We start from the raw sequence: 18,136 nt of genomic DNA, 5'->3' as shown, positions 1-18,136 counted from the left end.
AGCGGTAGCCTGTGCGGGCGAGGGCTTAATTCCCGTGACACTACGGATTGGGCGAGCCGAGGCTCCATCGGTTCGAACTAACCCGCGCCTGCTTAGAGGTGCCCGCGGATGCGTTTGCGTCCGGTGATCATCGCGCGGATCAGGTTCTCGCGCTGGAGAACAGCCATCAGCACGACGCCCAGGACGTGCAGCACCACCAGGACGATGACGGCGTCCGACGCATAGGCGTGGGTGTCCTCGATCCACCAGACGCCGAAGAATGTCACCGTCACCGACATCGCGCCTGTGACCGCCGAGACGATCAGTGACAAGAGCAGCGCCACCAGCATCAAGGTGCCGGCGGGATTGAGCCCGATATAGCGGCCGGTGATGCCGCGGCGCAGATTCCATAGGTAGCTTGGCGCCGCGCGAAGCCTGACCCCGACCATGCGAAAGCGCGAATAGCGGCTTCCCATAAAGCCCCAGATCAGGCGGAAGGCCAGAAGCCCGATCACGAGATAGCCGACAATACGGTGGAGCCCGTCATAGACGGTGGGCGTGAACCACGCGACCAGGACGCAAACGGCGAGGATCCAGTGCCAGAGGCGCAGCGAGAGGTCCCAGACTTCGACCATCCGCGAAGCGGTTCGATCGGCGGGGGCCCGATTGGGCTCCCCGCGCGCTTCTGGAACTGCTTCGACCATCAAACCCGATTCGCCTTGGCGCAGTTCATTTGGCGCAATTCACTTGGCAACCGTGCGCTTCAGGCTGAGATCTTCAGGGCTGTAGAACAGCTCATAGACCTTGCCTTCCTTGACACCATAGACCTCATAGCACGAGCCTTCGATCTTGGAGCGCCGCACCTCGTAGCCCAGCGCCTTCGCCTTGGCTTCGGCTTCGCTCGCCGGCTTCCACGAGGCCTTGTCGAGCTTGGTGCAATCCTTGAAGCCGTCGGCCATCGCCGTCGACCCCATGCCAATCCCGATCGTCAGTGCAATGGCAACAACACGAATGACCTTCACGAAACTCTCCTCCTCTGTCGTGCGCGCCACGCTTAGCGCGAACCGACTGCGAAGGAAGCAAAGGAGGTGATCAAGTCAATCCAGTTCGGGCGCGGATGTTTTAGATAAGCTCTAACATCGGTGAAAACATCAGTCCTCGCCGTACGCAGAGCGCCCCTGACGCGTTGCTGCGGCCTTACGCCTCATCGCTGGCCAGCTGGCTCGTCTCTTGGGTTACGTCCGCTAGTAGCCGGCAACCGCGAGCGCCACGACCGCGCTCATGCCGAGCCAGCCGAAATGACGGCCGCGCGTTGCCCAGGCATTGGCCAGCGCGGCAAAACCAAACACGATCGCGAGCGTGACGATGATCCAGTGCCGGGCGAGGTTGGATTCCATCCAGGGCGCGGCGAGCAGCAGCACGCCGCCGCCGATCCACGCCACCGTGCCGGCCTGCCAGACCAGCCGGATCAGCGTGCGCAGCCGCGGCGGCTCGATCGAGGCGCGGGGGAACACTTTGGTTTCGCCGAGCATGCCGTGGACCAGCGCCAGCACGATCGCGGCGGCGCCGGAACATTGCAGCAGGAGGTCGCGCATGGGACAGTCTCCATCCATACAGTGATGTATGGATATGCACTCACTTGCCCCCAGCTGTCAATACAGTACTGTATGGACAACGCCTGGAACCCGACATGACCGAACAGCTCTCCGCCGACCATTGGATCAACCAGGGCCTCAAGGCACTGGCGAAAAGCGGCTTCACTGCGCTGAAGGCCGATCCGCTGGCGAAGGCGATGGGCGTCTCCCGCGGCAGCTTCTATTGGCATTTTGCCGATCTCTGTGCGTTCCACACGGCGGTGCTGAAGCGCTGGCGCGAGGTCGCGGCCGATCAGATCATCGCCGACGTCGAGGCCGACAGCGACGATCCGCTGAAAGCGCTGTTGCGCAGGACTTTTGGCGCGCGGCTCGATCTGGAGCGCGCGGTACGCAACTGGGCGGCGTTCGACACGGCGACACAGGCAGCGGTCCGTGCCATCGACCGCCGCCGGCTCGATTATATCGAGGTGCTGTTCAGGAAACGCGGACTGACGCCCGCCGTCGCGCAGGCCCGCGCGCAGATCCTGTACTGGACGTTTCTCGGCTTCGCGCTGTCGGGCGCGCCGGTTCCGGCCGCACGGCTCCAGGGCTTGCTCGACGAGATCCTGCGGATGGCATCGGCCTAAAGCGCGATGGGCGGCCGGGATTTTTTGTGCTAGAGGCAACCCGATCGCCGGAGACCACAATGAACGCGCCCACCGAACGCCCCGAAAACAGCGTCGATCCCAAACTGCTTGAGATCCTGGTCTGCCCGCTGACCAAGGGACCGCTCGAGTTCGATTCCGCGAAGCAGGAATTGATCTCGCGCTCGGCCAAACTCGCTTATCCCATTCGCGACGGCATTCCAATCATGCTGCCGGAAGAGGCGCGGAAGATCGATTGAGATAGAGCGATGTTTGCGCGACAGCCGCGCAACATCTTCGGTGTCGTCCTGGCGAAGGCTAGGACCCATTACCCCATGGAGTAGTTGTGGCGCGAAGCGGGTAACCACGAGTCTTCGCCAAACTTTTCCCTGTGGTTATGGGTCCCGGATCGGCGCGCGCTTTGGGCGCGCTCGTCCGGGACGACGAGCGGAGAGTGCAGCGTGGTCGCGCGCTACAACGCCTCGCCCTTCAACAGTTTGGGCACCTCGCCGGTGAGCCCGGCGGCCTGGCGGATGAACAGATTCTTCAGCGGCGGGGCGCGATCGACGAGGCCGAGGCCGATGTCGCGCACCGCGCGCAGCAGCGTCGACCGGTTCGAGAACAGGAAGTTCAGCGAGTTGGTGGCAACGCCCATCGCCATGGTGTCAAAGCGGCGCCAGCGCTGGTAGCGCTCGAGCACGTCGCCTCCGCCGATATCCATGCCGAGCCGCGCGGCATCGACCACGACCTCGGCCAATGCGGCGACATCCTTCAGACCCATGTTGAGTCCCTGACCGGCAATGGGATGGATGACATGCGCGGCATCGCCGACCAGTGCCAGCCGCTCTGCGATGAAGGAGCGCGCCACGAAATAGGACAGCGGAAACGCACGCGGCTTGTCGAGTGCCTTGACCTCGCCGAGATGCAGGCCGAAACGCCGCTCCAGCTCGCCGTGGAATTCCTCGTCGCTGAGGGCGACGATGCGCGCCGCTTCCGTGCGGCGCTCGGTCCACACCAGCGACGATCGCTTGCCGGACAACGGCAGGATCGCGAACGGACCTGCGGGCAGAAAGTGCTCTTCGGCCCGTCCCTCATGATCGCGCTCATGGCCGACGGTGACGACGATGCCGGATTGATCGTATTCCCAGCCATGGGTGGCAATGCCGGCGCGTTCGCGCAGTCTTGACCTCGCGCCATCGGCGGCGATCAGCAGGCTTGCCGCAATCGCGCTGCCGTCGCCGAGCGTCACGTCGATGCCGTCGGCGCGCGAATCGTAGGACGCCACCGTGGTGGCGCGAAGATCGATGCCCTCGGCCTCGGCGCGCGCCACCAGCGCATCGATCAGGCGGCGGTTCTCGACCATATGCGCGAAGGATTCGCCGGGCGCGACATCGCCGGCAAAGTTCAGGAAAACCGGACGCGTGGCATCTTCCAGCTTGGAATCAGTGACGACCATGTCGAGGATCGGCTGCGCCTCGCCCTTGACGTCGTCCCAGGCGCCGATGGCCTCGAACAGGCGTCGGCAGGCCGCCACGATCGCGGTGGCGCGCGGGTCGCGGCTCGGCCGTGTCGCAAGCGCGGGATCGGCGACAACGACGGGAATTTCGGGGCCAAGCCCCTGGCGCAGCGCCAGGGCCAGGGCAAGGCCGGCAAACGCCCCGCCACCAATGACAATGCTACCCTGTACCGACATCCCCAGTTTCCTGCAAAAATTCCCGGCTAAATCCTGGTCTTGCTAGCAGACTTGAGGTGGGCGAAACAGTGCGGTGAAACAAGGGCGGAACGGCCCAACGTGTCATTCCGGAGCATCGAACCCGGACTGACGGCAAGAAAGTTCAATCCATGTCCAAAAGCCTGATCGATCTCATCGCAATCCTCGACCTCGAACAGCTCGAGGTGAATTTGTTCCGCGGCAACAGCCCGAAGACGAGCTGGCAGCGGGTGTTCGGCGGGCAGGTGATCGGACAGGCCATGGTCGCGGCCTGCCGCACCGTCGAGGGCCGGCTGCCGCATTCGCTGCACTGTTATTTCATCCTGCCGGGCGATCCGCAGATTCCGATCATCTACCAGGTCGAGCGGCTGCGCGACGGCAAGAGCTATTCGACGCGCCGCGTCACCGCGATCCAGCACGGCAACGCGATCTTCTCCATCATGGTCTCGTTTCACGCCGAGGAGGAGGGCGCCTTCGACCATCAGGAGAAGATGCCCGACGTGCCGCCGCCGGAAAAACTCACGGCGGAGGAGGTGGCGAAGCAGCCGATGTTCCGCGAGATGCCCGAGTTCATCCGCCGCTATTATGAATCCGACCGGCCGATCGAGCTGCGCCCGGTCGAGCTCGGCCGCTATTTCGGTCAGAAGATCGACGACGGCCGCATTCACGTCTGGATCAAGACCGCAGCCACGCTGCCGGACGATCCGGCGCTGCACATGTGCGCGCTGGCCTATGCGTCGGACTTCTCGCTGCTGGATGCGGTGATGGCGCGCTACGGCCGCACCCTGTTCGACAAGCGCATGATGCCGGCGAGCCTCGACCACGCGATGTGGTTTCACCGCCCGTTCCGCGCCGACGAATGGCTGCTCTACGTGCAGGATTCACCGAGCGCGCAGGGCGGCCGCGGATTGACCCGCGGCCTGATCTTCAAGCCAGACGGCACGCTGGTGGCCTCCGTCGCGCAGGAAGGCTCCGTGCGCGAGCGGAAGAGCTGATCGCCTAATACATGATGAAATTAGGTTCGTTCGATTGTCCGCGGTTCACCTCTCCCCAGCGGGGAGAGGTGAACCGAATGCCGCGCCCGCATCGATTAACCAATATTCATCCCGCTCAGAGCGAGCCGCGCGGGGCGAGCTCGGTTTGCGACGCGAACCAGTTCATGATCCAGCGATACACCCACGGGATCGGGATGATGAGGCTGAATAGGATTGCGGCGACGATTCCGCGCCAGAGAATCCCAAGGCCGCTGCCCTGGAAGACGATCTCGCGCCGGGTGCCCTCGATGTTGCGGTAGAACCAGCGAAGCTGTGCCGCGGCGACCCAGGCCCAACCGATGATGGTGATGATGGAAATCGCGAACAGCAGATTCCAGCCAATATAGGCCCAGACCGAGCCGGTGAAGCTGAGGCCGAGCGGCTGCCCGTTGGAGGCCAGGTTTGCAACCATCCATTTGATCAGGAGCCAGTAGAGAACGATCTGGGCGATCAACAGCAGGTTGCCGAGCAACTGGCTGCCGGTGAAGCCGACGACAATCATCAGAACGATGAAGCCGAAAAACCAGGGTACCAGCGCCATAGCGTTGCCGGTGAAGCTGAGGTTGGGCCGTCCCGGAACCTTGACGCAGGACACGATCCATTTCGTGTACCAGACAAACACCCACGGCGCCGGGATGATGAAGGCTATGCCGATCATCATCACGATGCTGCGCCAGGTGAATTCGAGGATGCCGAAGTTGATCGACAGCGAACCGCCGCCGCCATAGCCACCCGCGCCCATCGTCGGCGGACCGCCAGCCGGGACCATCGGCGGACCGCCGCCGATCAGGCCGGGGATTTCGGCGGCTTTCTGCCAGCCCGCCATGCCTTCGGACCACACCAGCGTATCCGGGCGCACGATACCTTGGGCGACGAGGTCGCGGAATTGCCCGTCCGGATAGGGCCCCTGCTGCTTGCCCTCGGATGCGTAGAACCAACTCGCCATGAACGCCCCCAAAATACTTATGTACCGCTCGGCGGGCGCGGGTTCACCGCATCCATGCCAAAAACGCATTGTGGAGGATGAACGGCTGCCCTGTACAGAGGCGGCCAGCGATAAGGCCCAAGCGTTTTTCTGCTTCAATCTGCAAGTTTCTTATGCCATTTGCCCAGAAAGATGCCAGATTGACGCAGCGCCGGGGACATCCGGCGCGGCGCATCCCAAGAATAGGCCTGACCATGAAGCTCGTCGTCGCGATCATCAAACCCTTCAAGCTGGATGAGGTCCGTCAGGCGCTGACGGCGATCGGCGTCCACGGCATGACCGTGACCGAAGTGAAGGGCTATGGCCGCCAGAAGGGCCACACCGAGATCTATCGCGGCGCCGAATACGTCGTGAACTTTCTCCCCAAGCTGCGGATCGAGATCGCGGTCGCCTCCGATGTGGCCGAGAAGGCCGTCAGCGTCATCACCGCGACCGCGCGCACCGGGCAGATCGGCGACGGCAAGATCTTCGTCACGCCGATCGACCACGCACTGCGCATCCGCACCGGCGAAACCGACAGCGACGCGCTCTAGATTTAGTTTTGACGCGTTTTCTTTACGCGAACCGGTATCACTTCGCTCGAAAACGCTCTGATACACCTTCTTCGATCGCACCGCGTACCGACGCCGCAGCGTGCGACGCAATCAATAGGCTGGGGGAAATGACATGGCGGGATTGTTGCGCCGCGCGGCCGCTATGGCTGCGCCGATCGGACTTGCGTTCATCTTTGCATCGCCGGCGCAGGCCGCGGGCTCCGAGATCAACACCGCCGACACCGCCTGGATGATCGTCGCCACCGCGCTGGTGCTGATGATGACGATCCCGGGGCTGGCGCTGTTCTATTCCGGCATGGTGCGCAAGAAGAACGTGCTCGCGACCATGGCACAGAGCCTTGCCGCAGTGACGATGATCTCCATTCTCTGGGTCGCGTTCGGCTATTCGCTGTGCTTCGTCGGCGATGGCCCCTGGATCGGCACGCTCGACCGCTGGTTCCTCGCCGGCATGACCATGGACAGCGTCAACCCGGCCGCAAAGACGATCCCGGAATCGCTGTTCATGCTGTACCAGATGACTTTCGCCATCATCACGGTGGCGCTGGTCGCGGGCTCCGTCGCCGATCGCATGCGGTTCTCCGCCTATCTCGTGTTCTCGGTCGCCTGGTTCATCTTCGTCTACATTCCGCTGGCGCATTGGGTGTGGGGCGGCGGCTTCCTCGCCAGCATGGGCGTGCTGGATTTCGCCGGCGGCCTCGTGGTGCATCTGTCGGCCGGCACCGGCGGCCTTGTCGCCGCCAAGGTGATGGGACGCCGCCATGGCTACGGCACCGAAAATCTCTCGCCGTTCGATCTTTCGCTCGCGGTGATGGGCACTGGCTTGTTGTGGGTCGGCTGGTTCGGCTTCAACGGCGGCTCGGCGGGCGCGGCCAATTCGCGCGCGGTGATGGCGATCATCGCGACCCATCTTGCTGCCTGCTCCGGCGCGCTGACCTGGGGCGCGATCGAATGGTCGACGCGGCGCAAGCCGTCCGTGCTCGGCATGATCTCCGGCGCGGTGGCCGGGCTCGGCACCATCACGCCGGCCTCAGGCTTCGTGGCACCGTGGCACGGCATCGTCATCGGCATGATCGCGGGCCTCGTCTGCTACTGGGCCTGCACCTGGCTGAAGCACCGCTTCGACTATGACGATTCGCTCGACGTGTTCGGGGTTCACGGCATCGGCGGACTGACCGGCACGCTGCTCGCCGGTGTGTTCGCAACCAGCGCCATCGGCGGCACTGCCGGCCTGATCGAGGGCCACCCGCAGCAGTTGCTGCTCCAGCTCTACGGAGTCGCCGTCACCTTCGTCTGGTCGGCAGGGGTGAGTTTCGTCCTACTCAAGCTGGTCGGTCTGTTCGTGCCGCTGCGCGTATCCCGTGAGCACGAACTGGAGGGGCTGGATATTTCGCAGCACGGAGAGGCGTTGCAGTAGCGCAGCGGCTTGCTCGAAGCGCTGGACGGCCGCAGGTCGCTTCGGGCTTGCACAACACATAAGTATATGCTTATGTCTCGTTATGATCGAAGCCGACATCTTCAAGGCGCTAGCCGACCCGACGCGCCGAAAGGTCTTTGAAAAGCTCGCTGGCGGAAGCCTGAATGCCAGCGCTTTGCGCGACGGGTTGGAGATCAGCCAACCGGCGATGTCGCAGCATCTCGCGGTGCTACGTGCAGCGGGTCTGGTGCGCGAAGAGCGGCAGGGCCGCTTTGTGAATTATGAGGTCGACCCGGACGGGATCGCCACCATCGGGACGTGGCTTGCGCGCTACCGCGCCTATTGGCCGAAGCGCATGGAGGCGCTCGCCGGTCTCTTGAAGGAGATGGATCAATGAGCGATGCAATGAAGCCTGATCACTCCGCCCCAGCCTTGGTGCTCCAATATGACCTCGATGCACCGCCGGCGACGGTCTGGCGCGCCGTGACCGTTCCGGCCCTGCGCGAGCGCTGGTTGCCGGGCTCCGACCTTGCAGGCGCCGAACCTGAATCATCGATCGCGGGCGAAGAGGTGCGCTACCGTCTCCGCGAGCCCGAACCGCCGTTTCGTGAAAGCCACGTCACCTTCCGGATCGAGCCGAACGGAGTTGGCGGCACCCGCGTTCGCATCATCCAGCAAGCATGCGACGATCGAGCAAAGCTGCCGCAGGCGGCCAACACCAATTGCTCCCTGATGCGCGCGGCCTAACGGCGAGCAGACTTCATCACCCGCAGAAATGGAGGTCGCCGATGCGCGACATGCTGCAACTCGTCCCTATGGTCGTCGAACAGTCCACCCGCGGCGAGCGATCCTTCGACATCTATTCGCGGCTCCTGCGCGAGCGCATCATCTTCCTGAACGGCGAGGTCAATGATGCGATGTCCGGACTGGTCTGCGCGCAGCTCCTGTTCCTGGAGGCGGAGAATCCGAACAAGCCGATCAATCTCTACATCAATTCCTATGGCGGCGTGATCACCAGTGGGCTCGCGATGTACGACACCATGCAATTCATCAAGGCGCCGGTCCATACGCTGTGTATGGGCACCGCGCGCTCCATGGGCTCGTTCCTGCTGATGGCCGGCGCGCCCGGTCACCGCGCTGCCCTGCCCAATGCGAGCCTCCACGTGCATCAACCGCTCGGCGGCTTCCAAGGCCAGGCGTCCGACATCCTGATCCATGCAACCGAAATGCAGGAAACCAAGCGGCGCATCATCCGTCTCTACGCAAGGCATTGCGGGCGCCCCGAGCAGGAGGTGGAACGAACTCTGGACCGCGATCACTTCATGACCGCGAACCAAGCGGTCGAATGGGGGCTGATCGACAGGGTTCTTGCGGAACGCGAGGTCGCCTGACGGTCCGAAGCCGGTCGGCCCGGTCGTGCCCTTGCGCGTATCTCGTGAGCACGAGTTGGAGGGGCTGGATATTTCGCAGCACGGTGAAGCCCTGCAGCAGGCGACTGCTCTACCAAAATACCTTCGCACTGCCCGGCGCATGAGCAACATTGTGTCGGCAGCCTGTCTTGCTCGTATTTTGAGCAGGCTTGATCACGTTTTAAGCGCGACGTAATAGCGCACTGCAGCGAACCACGCGCCAAACGCGAAAACACCCGTTTTCATAGTCCGTTAGGCAAGACGCTCGATCTGGCACGGCATTTGATTCTAGGGGTCCTGGCTGTGCCCGCGTAGTGAACTTTCTCCCTCGTGGCGAACCAGTCGAGAAACGCCCGGCCACGTCCGGACCGGGCCCAAGCGGGGATAGGACCCATGAAAATTGTTATGGCGATTATCAAGCCATTCAAGCTGGAAGAAGTCCGTGACGCCCTGACCGCCATCGGCGTTCACGGGCTTACGGTGACGGAAGTCAAGGGATATGGCCGTCAGAAGGGCCATACGGAAATCTATCGCGGCGCCGAATATGCCGTGAGCTTCCTGCCCAAGATCAAGATCGAGGTCGCTGTCGCTTCCGACCAGGTCGACAAGACCATCGAGGCCATCACGTCGGCTGCGAAAACCGGACAGATCGGCGACGGCAAGATCTTCGTCATCAACCTCGACCATGCGGTTCGCATCCGCACCGGCGAGGCCGACGCCGCGGCGCTTTGATTTCGCGCTCAATCAAAAATTCAATCAGGAGTAAATGAAATGACGTTTAAGCGTCCCTATGGCGCGGGATTGGCGGCTCTCGCAGTCGGCCTGTTCGCTGCGACCGCAGCCTATGCCGAGCCAACGGTCAACAAGGGAGACAACGCCTGGATGCTGACATCGACAGTGCTCGTGCTGTTGATGACGATCCCGGGTCTTGCGCTGTTCTACGGCGGCCTCGTCCGCTCCAAGAACATGCTCTCGGTCCTGATGCAGGTGTTCTACACTGTCTGCGTCGTCACCGTGATCTGGGCCGTATACGGCTACAGCCTCGCCTTCACCGGCGGCTCCGACTTCATCGGTGGCTTCTCCAAGGCCTTCATGATGGGCGTCACCACCGACTCGAAGGCAGCGACGTTCAGCGTCGACGCCAACATCTCGGAGCTCATCTATATCTGCTTCCAGATGACCTTCGCGGCGATCACGCCCGCGCTCATCGTCGGTGCCTTTGCCGAGCGCATGAAGTTCGCGGCCATCGCGCTGTTCATTCCGCTCTGGGTCACCCTGATCTACTTCCCGATCGCACACATGGTCTGGTACTGGCCCGGCCCGGATGCGATTCAGGATGCGGCCAAGGCGCTTGCTGCAGCGGCTGATGGCGCGGCGAAGACCGCGGCGCAGGCCAAGCTCGACGAGATCAACGCCGACGCCGGCTGGATCTTCAAGAAGGGCGCGATCGACTTTGCGGGCGGCACCGTGGTGCACATCAACGCCGGCATTGCAGGTCTGGTCGGCGCTTTGCTGATCGGCAAGCGCGTCGGCTACGGCAAGGAGCTGATGGCCCCGCACTCGCTGACGATGTCGATGATCGGCGCCTCGCTGCTCTGGGTCGGCTGGTTCGGCTTCAATGCCGGCTCCAACTTAGAGGCCAACGGCGGCGCAGCCCTCGCCATGACCAACTCCTTCGTCGCCACCGCAGCCGCCGCGCTGTCGTGGATGTTCGCGGAGTGGATCGTGAAGGGTCATCCCTCCGTGCTCGGCATCATCTCCGGCGCTGTCGCGGGCCTCGTGGCGGTCACACCTGCGGCTGGCTTCGCCGGCGTGATGGGTGCGATCGTGCTCGGCCTCGTCGTCGGCGTCGTCTGCCTGTTCTTCTGCACCGTCGTGAAGAACGCGCTCGGCTACGATGATTCCCTCGATGTGTTCGGCGTGCACTGTGTCGGCGGCATCATCGGCGCCCTCGGCACCGGCATCCTGGTCAACCCGGCCCTCGGCGGCGCCGGCATCATCGACTACACCGCGATCCCGCCGAAGGTTGCCGATTACGACTTCGCGGCGCAGATGATCTCCCAGCTCTGGGGCGTCTGCACCACGCTGGTGTGGTCGGGCATCGGTTCGGCGATCCTCTACAAGGTCGTCGATGTGATCGTTGGCCTGCGCGCCAATGTCGAGACCGAGCGTGAAGGCCTCGACATCACCGAGCACACCGAGCGCGCCTACAACATGTAAGTGTTCTCCCCGGGCGCGATCCTCTCGGGGATCGCGTCCAGAACTACGGTTTGGGCACATACCCGGCAATGCCCCGACCGTTGAGGGGCTCCAGCGCAAGTTGGAGCCCCTTTCTTTTTGATCACGCGGGCCAAAGAAAAAGATTGCCATTCGGCATCGCCAGCGCAGAAATATCGACCACAACGAATAACAATCGGGAGGTCGTCATGCGTTTGGAAGGCGGATGCTATTGCGGCGAAGTGCGTTACATGGCCGAGGGCGACCCGATGATGCAGGCGCAGTGTCATTGCCGCGAGTGCCAGTACATCTCGGGCGGCGCCCCCAACACTTTTATCGCGATGCCGGCGGCGGGCTTCAGCTACATCACCGGGCAGCCCAAGCAGTTCACGCGCAAGGATCTCGAACGAGCCGTCACGCGCGAATTCTGCGCCGAGTGCGGCACGCATCTGGTGACCAAGGTTCCCGGTCTTCCCGCCGCGATCCTGAAAGTGGGCACGCTGGACGAGCCGACGCAATTCCACCCACAGATGGCGATCTACACCTGCGACAAGCAGGAATTCCACGCGATTCCCGCGGGCATGCCGACATTCGAGAAGCTGCCGGCGCACTAGGCCGCCATGACTGTGCGCTCCCTCCCCCGCCTGCGGGGGAGGGCAGGGGAGAGGGTGTCTCGACGACGAAGACTCGCCCAGAGGAGAGAACCCGCACCCGCGCCTTCGGCGCGACCTCTCCCGTAAACGAGAGAGGTGGAAGAAGCAGTCCCGCCCGGTAGCCTTGCATCGTTGTTATCAGGCCCGACTATTCCTGCCTGGACGGGTGCGCCCACCGATGGTTAATCGCGTCTTAACCTCGCCCTATCTATGGTGAAATGAACCACTTCCCGCCGGCGCAATCCATGCGACGGCAGTTCCAAGAGTGCTGGCGCCCAACGAATGGCTATGACCGCTTCATCCCGTGCGCCGCAGGGCGGTGGAAGCTCCGACAGCGAACGCTCGCCCTTCGCCCGGCTGAACGAGCTGCTGGCACCCCAACAGCCAGGCAAGCCCTTGATTACGCTTGCAGTCGGCGAGCCCCAGCATCCTGTGCCTGACTTCGTCGGCCCTGTGCTGGCCAAGCACATCGCCGAATTCGGCCGTTACCCGGCGAATAAGGGCACCGACCCGTTCCGCAAAGCAGCGGGCGCCTGGCTGTCATCGCGCTTCAAGCTGCCGCGACCGCTCGATCCCGAGAGCGAGGTTCTCGTTCTCAATGGCAGCCGCGAGGGACTGTTCTTTGCCGCGATCACGGCGGCGCGCTATGTCGGGCCGCGTCCCGGCAAGCCCGCGATCCTGATGCCGAATCCGTTCTATCCGGTCTATGGCGCCGGGGCCCGCGCAGCCGCTTGCGAGCCGGTCTATCTGCCGACCACGGTCGAGAACGGTTTCCTGCCCGATCTCGATGCCATCGACGAGGCGACGCTGGCGCGCACGGTGGCGTTCTATCTGGCCTCGCCCGCCAACCCGCAGGGCTCGGTCGCCTCGCGCGACTATTTTCTTCGCCTCAAGCAGCTCGCCGATCGCTACGGCTTCGTGATCCTGAGCGACGAGTGCTATTCGGAGATCTACACCCGCGAAGCACCGGGCAGCGCGCTGGAATGCGCCGGCCCCGACTTCACCCGCGTGGTTGCGTTCCAGTCGCTCTCGAAGCGCTCGAACCTGCCGGGCATGCGCGTCGGCTTCGCCGCCGGGGACAAGAAATTCATCAGCATGTTTCTCGAACTGCGCAACGTCGCGGCGCCGCAGGTGCCGGTGCCGCTCCAGCATGTCGCGACCGTCGCCTACGGCGACGAGGCGCATGTCGAGGAGAACCGCAGGCTCTACCGGATCAAGTTCGATCTCGCCGACCAGATCATTGGCAATCGTTACGGCTATCGCCGGCCCGATGGCGGCTTCTGCGTCTGGCTCAATACGTCCGAGCTCGGAGACGACGTGTCTGTGTGTCTGAAACTCTTCACGGAAGCAGGCGTGCGCGTGGTGCCCGGCAGCTATCTGGCGCGGCTCCAGCCCGACGGTTTCAATCCCGGTGCCGGCTACATTCGCCTCGCCCTGGTGCAGGATGGTGAGACCACGGCGGCAGCGCTGCACCGCCTGGTCGAGACTCTGGGTTAGGCGGGGCCCATGAGCATGTCGACAATCGAACGTGTCATTCCTCTGGTCGGCCATCTGCCGCCTTCGATCCGCGAGGCGCTGACGAAGCGCGTGCGCGAGCTCGCCGGTCTCGGGCTGATCGCGTTCTCGGGCGTGGCTTCGGCCGCACTGATGACCTGGTCGGTGCAGGATCCCAGTCTCAGCCACGCGACCTCGCGGCCGATCCGCAACATTCTCGGCTATGCCGGCGCGATCGGCGCCGACCTTGCGATGCAGATCCTCGGGCTCGGCGCGATCATGCTGATCCTGACCGTCGCGGTCTGGGGCTGGCGCATGCTGACCCATCGCCCGTTCGACCGCGAGGCGCTGCGGCTTGGCTGCTGGATTCTCTGCACGGTGATCTCAGCAGGATTTGCGAGCTGCTGGCCGCATGGCGGCGCCTGGCCGCTGCCGACCGGAATTGGCGGCGTGGTCGGCGACGCGTTGGTGCGCGCGCCCGCGGTGATTTTCGGACCGGCCGGCACGATCTATCGCATCGTACTCGGATTGATTCTGTTCGTCGCGATGTCCGCGACCTTCCTGATCGCCTGCGGTTTTGGCGCGCGCGAGCACGACAACGAGCTTTCGGAGATCGAGGATGACGATACGCCGCTCGTCGAAGACGAAGGCAGCGATCGCGGCTCGGTGTCGCTGGGTTGGCTGTTCCATGCACTGATGAGCACGAAGGCGCGGCTGATCTGGCTGCTCGGCACCGCTTATCGCTCGCTGGTCTCGAGCACGCCGAAGCCCCGCGCGATTGCCTTCGATCGCCAGGAGCCGAATCTCGGCGGCGGCCGTGCCGCCCCGCCGATCTCGCCGCGGTCCGAGGATGAGGATTACGAGGACGCGCAGGACGGGGAAGACGACGAGGAGGAAGAGGAAGCGCCGGCCGCGCGCGCGCCGCGCAAGAAGAGCGCGCCGAAGGCTGCGCCCAAGAAATCCTCCGACAAGTTCGAGCTTCCGTCCGTGTCCGTGCTGGCCGCACCCAAGGCCGGCGATCGCCAGCCGCTCAGCAAGGCCGAGCTGGAAGCCAATTCGCGCGCGCTCGAAGGCGTGCTGCAGGACTTTGGTGTGCGCGGCGAGATCGTGAAGTCCAATCCCGGTCCGGTGGTCACGCTGTACGAACTGGAGCCGGCGCCCGGTATCAAGTCGTCGCGCGTGATTGGACTTGCCGACGACATCGCCCGTTCGATGAGCGCGCTCTCGGCGCGCGTCGCCGTCGTGCCCGGCCGCAACGCCATCGGCATCGAGCTGCCGAACGCGCATCGCGAGAAGGTCTATCTGCGCGAGCTGCTGGTCGCCAAGGAGACGACAGAGACGGTTGCAAAGCTGCCGCTCTGCCTCGGCAAGACCATCGGCGGCGATCCCGTCATCATCGATCTTGCGCGCACGCCTCACATGCTGATCGCCGGCACCACCGGCTCGGGCAAGTCGGTCGCCATCAACACCATGATCCTCAGCCTGGTCTACCGGCTGCGCCCGGACCAGTGCCGGCTGATCATGGTCGATCCCAAGATGCTCGAACTCTCTGTCTATGACGGCATTCCCCATCTACTGACGCCGGTCGTGACCGATCCGAAGAAGGCGGTGGTCGCGCTGAAATGGGCCGTGCGCGAGATGGAAGAGCGCTACAAGAACATGGCCAAGCTCGGCGTGCGCAACATCGACGGTTACAATGCGCGCCTGCTCGAAGTGAAGGCAAAGGGAGAGGAGCCGACGCGCACGGTGCATACCGGCTTCGACAAGGAGACCGGCAAGGCGATCTACGAGGAAGAGAAGCTTTCGCTGGAGCCGCTGCCCTACATCGTCATCATCGTCGACGAAATGGCCGACCTGATGATGGTCGCCGGCAAGGATATCGAAGGTGCTGTGCAGCGCCTCGCACAGATGGCGCGCGCCGCGGGCCTGCACGTGATCCTCGCCACGCAGCGTCCATCGGTCGATGTCATCACCGGCACGATCAAGGCGAACTTCCCGACCCGCATCGCCTTCCAGGTCACCTCAAAGATCGACAGCCGCACCATTCTGGGTGAAATGGGCGCCGAGCAACTGCTCGGTCAGGGCGACATGCTCTACATGGCCGGCGGCGGCCGCATCAGCCGCGTGCACGGACCTTTTGCATCGGACGAGGAAGTCGAGAAGGTGGTGCGCCACCTCAAGACGCAGGGACAGCCCGAATATCTCGAAGCGGTCACCGCCGAGGAGCCCACCGAGGACGAGGACGGCGCAGTGTTCGACGCCACCGGCATGGGTGCGGACGGCGGCGGCGACCTGTTTTCGCAAGCCGTGGCAATCGTCAAGCGCGACCGCAAGGCTTCGACCAGCTACATCCAGCGCCGCCTGCAAATCGGCTACAACCGCGCCGCCTCGCTGATGGAGCGCATGGAACTGGAAGGCATTGTCGGACCCGCCAATCACGCCGGCAAGCGCGAGATCCTGGTCGAGGAAGAAGACAGCCATATGTGAGGCGGCCCCCCTCAAAATGCATTCTCACGCAAAAACGATATCTGCTTTTGCCTGAAATCACGCTAAAACGACGCCCAGCCACACAGGACGACGCGTTGATCAGACATCCGGACATTCGATTCGCTGCCTCCATCGCTGCGCGAAGCGCGCGCGTGGCGGGCGTGCTTCTCGTCACCGCCGCGATGGTGACCGCCGCGTCTTTTGCACAGAACGTACCCGTGCCAAAGCCGGCGCCAAAGGCCCGTGACGGTGTTCCGCCTTCGGGTGGGCCGTCGATCACCGGCGCGACCCAAGCGCCACCGAATCCGGTGATTCCGGATCCGCGCCGCAACGTGCCGAGCAGCATCTTCCAGACCTTCGATGCCAACCAGAAGGCGCAGGCGGCCAAAGTCAGCGCCTATCTGTCGTCGCTCTCGACGCTGGTCGGGAATTTCGTCCAGGTCGGCCCCGACGGCAGCAAGACGCAAGGCGACTTCTACATCCAGAAGCCGGGCAAGGTGCGCTTCGAATATGATCCGCCGAGCCCGATCGACATCGTCGCCGACGGATCGTCGCTCGTGGTCCGCGACCGCAAGCTGGCGACGCAAGACGTCTATCCGCTGTCGCAGACGCCGCTGCGCTTCCTGCTGTCGGACCGGATAGACCTGATGAAGGACACCAACGTCGTCAACGTCACCGCGGACGACGTCTTCGTCAGCGTCACCATCGAGGAGAAGCAGGCGCTGGTCGGCACCAGCCGCCTGATGCTGATGTTCGGCGCCAAGGACGGCCAACTCAAGCAATGGACCGTCACCGACCCGCAGGGCTATGACACCACGATTGCGGTCTACAATCTCGATGCGGGCAAGAAGCTCGATCCCGGCATGTTCAAGATCGACTTCACCAATTACGGCCCGTCACCGGGTTAGGCCGAGACGCCGTAGGGCGGGCAAAGCAGCAGCGTGCCCACCATTCGCATCCTGAGCTCGAAAAGACGTGGGCACGGTGCTTTGCGCCTTTGCCCACCCTACGAGAGCTTGCTAAGACGCAATTCTCATGCGTTTTTCCCTGACAACCTGGAACATCAACTCGGTGCGGCTGCGCATCGAGCTCGTCGCGAAATTTCTCAAGAGCGCGCGGCCCGACGTGCTGTGCCTTCAGGAAACCAAGTGCATCGACGATGCCTTTCCGCTGAAGCGCTTCAAGCGGCTCGGCTATGAGCATGTCGCGCTGAACGGGCAGAAGGGTTATCACGGCGTCGCCATCGTCTCGAAGATTCCGTTCGAATCGAAGGACATCCGCACCTTCTGCGACAAGGTCGATTCGCGCCACGTTTCGGTGTCGTTCGGCGAAAAGGCCAATATCCCAAAGCCGCTGGTGCTGCATAATTTCTACGTCCCCGCCGGCGGCGACGTTCCTGACCCCGCGCTGAACGAGAAGTTCGACCACAAGCTTCGCTTCCTCGACGAGATGAAGGCCTGCGAGCCGCTGCATCCGCGCGAAGACGACCGCCACATCCTGGTCGGCGATCTCAACGTCGCCCCGCACGAGAACGACGTGTGGTCGCACAAGCAGCTGCTGAATGTGGTGTCGCACACCCCGATCGAAACCGAGAAGCTGCAGGCGGCGCTGAAGGCCGGCGAATGGATCGACGTCGCGCGCGAGCGCATTCCGATGTCGGAAAAGATCTACACGTGGTGGAGCTATCGCTCCGCCGACTGGACCGTCGGCGACCGCGGCCGCAGGCTCGACCACATCTGGGTCTCGCGCGCGCTGAAAGACGCGGTCAGCGATTTCAGGATTCTGCGCGACGCGCGGAGCTGGGAGCGGCCGTCGGACCACGTGCCGGTGACGGTTACGCTGGAGGTGTGACGGCGGCGCCCGTAGCCCGGATTGCGCTACTGAGACTGGGCAAGAATCTGGCCGTTAGCTCGAAGCAGTGTACGATTCGGCATGGCGAATCGCATGTTCAAGACCGGGGTTAGCCGGGATCAGGTGAGCC

At 63.6% G+C, this 18,136-nt stretch carries 20 protein-coding genes; 15 read left to right on the top strand and 5 right to left on the bottom strand.

Annotated elements, in window-relative coordinates; all coding sequences use genetic code 11:
• Positions 1–92 precede the first annotated feature (92 nt).
• The 3 genes from IVA82_RS26795 to IVA82_RS26785 all read right to left on the bottom strand — a co-directional run bounded on the left by IVA82_RS26795 (position 93) and on the right by IVA82_RS26785 (position 1,574).
• Positions 93–686, bottom strand: a complete 594-nt coding sequence (locus IVA82_RS26795; protein ID WP_247381006.1) for a cytochrome b/b6 domain-containing protein — start codon at positions 684–686, stop codon at positions 93–95.
• Positions 687–722: 36 nt separating this feature from the next.
• Positions 723–1,001 carry a PepSY domain-containing protein gene (locus tag IVA82_RS26790; protein WP_187436352.1) on the bottom strand — a complete coding sequence of 93 codons (279 nt, stop codon included), beginning with the start codon at positions 999–1,001 and terminating at the stop codon, positions 723–725.
• Positions 1,002–1,223: 222 nt separating this feature from the next.
• Complete coding sequence (locus IVA82_RS26785; protein WP_247381008.1) at positions 1,224–1,574, bottom strand: hypothetical protein; 351 nt, start codon at positions 1,572–1,574, stop codon at positions 1,224–1,226.
• A gap of 95 nt (positions 1,575–1,669) precedes the next feature.
• On the opposite strand from IVA82_RS26785, the gene IVA82_RS26780 reads away from it, so the two are divergent.
• Entirely contained in the window at positions 1,670–2,200 is a 531-nt protein-coding gene (locus tag IVA82_RS26780) for a TetR/AcrR family transcriptional regulator (RefSeq protein ID WP_247381010.1), read from the top strand.
• Positions 2,201–2,259: 59 nt separating this feature from the next.
• Entirely contained in the window at positions 2,260–2,457 is a 198-nt protein-coding gene (locus IVA82_RS26775) for a Trm112 family protein (RefSeq protein ID WP_092232493.1), read from the top strand.
• Positions 2,458–2,669: 212 nt separating this feature from the next.
• Here the strand turns inward: IVA82_RS26775 and IVA82_RS26770 are convergent, their stop codons facing one another.
• Entirely contained in the window at positions 2,670–3,890 is a 1,221-nt protein-coding gene (locus IVA82_RS26770; protein WP_247381012.1) for a ubiquinone biosynthesis hydroxylase, read from the bottom strand.
• A gap of 149 nt (positions 3,891–4,039) precedes the next feature.
• On the opposite strand from IVA82_RS26770, the gene tesB reads away from it, so the two are divergent.
• Entirely contained in the window at positions 4,040–4,903 is an 864-nt protein-coding gene (gene tesB, locus IVA82_RS26765) for an acyl-CoA thioesterase II (RefSeq protein ID WP_247381014.1), read from the top strand.
• A gap of 115 nt (positions 4,904–5,018) precedes the next feature.
• On the opposite strand, the gene IVA82_RS26760 is transcribed toward tesB, so the two are convergent.
• Positions 5,019–5,888, bottom strand: coding sequence for a DUF4339 domain-containing protein (locus IVA82_RS26760; protein ID WP_247381017.1), 870 nt, complete (start codon positions 5,886–5,888; stop codon positions 5,019–5,021).
• 233 nt (positions 5,889–6,121) lie between these two features.
• Between IVA82_RS26760 and IVA82_RS26755 the strand changes: the two genes are divergently transcribed.
• From IVA82_RS26755 to xth, 12 genes are all read left to right on the top strand, one after another.
• The gene (locus IVA82_RS26755) at positions 6,122–6,460 is read left to right on the top strand and encodes a P-II family nitrogen regulator (RefSeq protein ID WP_247381020.1); all 339 of its coding nucleotides are present in this window, start codon (positions 6,122–6,124) and stop codon (positions 6,458–6,460) included.
• A 133-nt stretch (positions 6,461–6,593) separates the two neighbouring features.
• A complete protein-coding gene (locus IVA82_RS26750) occupies positions 6,594–7,895 on the top strand; it encodes an ammonium transporter (protein WP_247381023.1) in 1,302 nt (433 codons plus the stop codon).
• Between the two features lie 82 nt (positions 7,896–7,977).
• Complete coding sequence (locus IVA82_RS26745) at positions 7,978–8,292, top strand: metalloregulator ArsR/SmtB family transcription factor (RefSeq protein WP_148744173.1); 315 nt, start codon at positions 7,978–7,980, stop codon at positions 8,290–8,292.
• Positions 8,289–8,642, top strand: a complete 354-nt coding sequence (locus tag IVA82_RS26740; RefSeq protein WP_247381026.1) for an SRPBCC domain-containing protein — start codon at positions 8,289–8,291, stop codon at positions 8,640–8,642. Before IVA82_RS26745 ends, IVA82_RS26740 begins: the two co-directional genes overlap by 4 nt.
• A gap of 41 nt (positions 8,643–8,683) precedes the next feature.
• On the top strand, positions 8,684–9,286 hold the full coding sequence (locus IVA82_RS26735) for an ATP-dependent Clp protease proteolytic subunit (protein WP_247381028.1): 603 nt from the start codon (positions 8,684–8,686) through the stop codon (positions 9,284–9,286).
• A 411-nt stretch (positions 9,287–9,697) separates the two neighbouring features.
• Complete coding sequence (locus IVA82_RS26730) at positions 9,698–10,036, top strand: P-II family nitrogen regulator (protein WP_213735856.1); 339 nt, start codon at positions 9,698–9,700, stop codon at positions 10,034–10,036.
• Positions 10,037–10,075: 39 nt separating this feature from the next.
• A complete protein-coding gene (locus IVA82_RS26725) occupies positions 10,076–11,524 on the top strand; it encodes an ammonium transporter (protein WP_247381030.1) in 1,449 nt (482 codons plus the stop codon).
• Between the two features lie 206 nt (positions 11,525–11,730).
• Positions 11,731–12,135 carry a GFA family protein gene (locus IVA82_RS26720; RefSeq protein WP_346658667.1) on the top strand — a complete coding sequence of 135 codons (405 nt, stop codon included), beginning with the start codon at positions 11,731–11,733 and terminating at the stop codon, positions 12,133–12,135.
• A 321-nt stretch (positions 12,136–12,456) separates the two neighbouring features.
• Positions 12,457–13,671: an aminotransferase class I/II-fold pyridoxal phosphate-dependent enzyme gene (locus IVA82_RS26715; protein WP_247381034.1), complete on the top strand. Its 1,215-nt coding sequence runs from the start codon at positions 12,457–12,459 to the stop codon at positions 13,669–13,671.
• A gap of 9 nt (positions 13,672–13,680) precedes the next feature.
• Positions 13,681–16,155 carry a DNA translocase FtsK gene (locus IVA82_RS26710; protein WP_247381036.1) on the top strand — a complete coding sequence of 825 codons (2,475 nt, stop codon included), beginning with the start codon at positions 13,681–13,683 and terminating at the stop codon, positions 16,153–16,155.
• Positions 16,156–16,307: 152 nt separating this feature from the next.
• Complete coding sequence (locus IVA82_RS26705) at positions 16,308–17,063, top strand: outer membrane lipoprotein carrier protein LolA (RefSeq protein WP_247381044.1); 756 nt, start codon at positions 16,308–16,310, stop codon at positions 17,061–17,063.
• A 127-nt stretch (positions 17,064–17,190) separates the two neighbouring features.
• Positions 17,191–18,006 (top strand): exodeoxyribonuclease III, encoded by an 816-nt coding sequence (gene xth / locus IVA82_RS26700; protein WP_247381038.1) that lies wholly within the window; start codon positions 17,191–17,193, stop codon positions 18,004–18,006.
• The last annotated feature ends 130 nt before the right edge of the window (positions 18,007–18,136 follow it).

Source organism: Bradyrhizobium sp. 142 (assembly GCF_023074015.1).
GTDB lineage: Bacteria > Pseudomonadota > Alphaproteobacteria > Rhizobiales > Xanthobacteraceae > Bradyrhizobium.
This window is presented reverse-complemented; position numbering and strand designations above follow the sequence as displayed.

Excerpts from the sequence above, each read along its gene's own strand:
- IVA82_RS26740 (WP_247381026.1), top strand. The coding sequence starts at position 8,289 with ATGAGCGATGCAATGAAGCCTGATCACTCCGCCCCAGCCTTGGTGCTC.
- IVA82_RS26725 (WP_247381030.1), top strand. The coding sequence starts at position 10,076 with ATGACGTTTAAGCGTCCCTATGGCGCGGGATTGGCGGCTCTCGCAGTC.
- IVA82_RS26760 (WP_247381017.1), bottom strand. The coding sequence starts at position 5,888 with ATGGCGAGTTGGTTCTACGCATCCGAGGGCAAGCAGCAGGGGCCCTAT.
- IVA82_RS26750 (WP_247381023.1), top strand. The coding sequence starts at position 6,594 with ATGGCGGGATTGTTGCGCCGCGCGGCCGCTATGGCTGCGCCGATCGGA.
- IVA82_RS26710 (WP_247381036.1), top strand. The coding sequence starts at position 13,681 with ATGAGCATGTCGACAATCGAACGTGTCATTCCTCTGGTCGGCCATCTG.
- IVA82_RS26785 (WP_247381008.1), bottom strand. The coding sequence starts at position 1,574 with ATGCGCGACCTCCTGCTGCAATGTTCCGGCGCCGCCGCGATCGTGCTG.
- IVA82_RS26780 (WP_247381010.1), top strand. The coding sequence starts at position 1,670 with ATGACCGAACAGCTCTCCGCCGACCATTGGATCAACCAGGGCCTCAAG.
- IVA82_RS26715 (WP_247381034.1), top strand. The coding sequence starts at position 12,457 with ATGGCTATGACCGCTTCATCCCGTGCGCCGCAGGGCGGTGGAAGCTCC.
- IVA82_RS26770 (WP_247381012.1), bottom strand. The coding sequence starts at position 3,890 with ATGTCGGTACAGGGTAGCATTGTCATTGGTGGCGGGGCGTTTGCCGGC.
- IVA82_RS26730 (WP_213735856.1), top strand. The coding sequence starts at position 9,698 with ATGAAAATTGTTATGGCGATTATCAAGCCATTCAAGCTGGAAGAAGTC.
- IVA82_RS26755 (WP_247381020.1), top strand. The coding sequence starts at position 6,122 with ATGAAGCTCGTCGTCGCGATCATCAAACCCTTCAAGCTGGATGAGGTC.
- IVA82_RS26735 (WP_247381028.1), top strand. The coding sequence starts at position 8,684 with ATGCGCGACATGCTGCAACTCGTCCCTATGGTCGTCGAACAGTCCACC.
- IVA82_RS26720 (WP_346658667.1), top strand. The coding sequence starts at position 11,731 with ATGCGTTTGGAAGGCGGATGCTATTGCGGCGAAGTGCGTTACATGGCC.
- tesB (WP_247381014.1), top strand. The coding sequence starts at position 4,040 with ATGTCCAAAAGCCTGATCGATCTCATCGCAATCCTCGACCTCGAACAG.
- xth (WP_247381038.1), top strand. The coding sequence starts at position 17,191 with ATGCGTTTTTCCCTGACAACCTGGAACATCAACTCGGTGCGGCTGCGC.
- IVA82_RS26775 (WP_092232493.1), top strand. The coding sequence starts at position 2,260 with ATGAACGCGCCCACCGAACGCCCCGAAAACAGCGTCGATCCCAAACTG.
- IVA82_RS26745 (WP_148744173.1), top strand. The coding sequence starts at position 7,978 with ATGATCGAAGCCGACATCTTCAAGGCGCTAGCCGACCCGACGCGCCGA.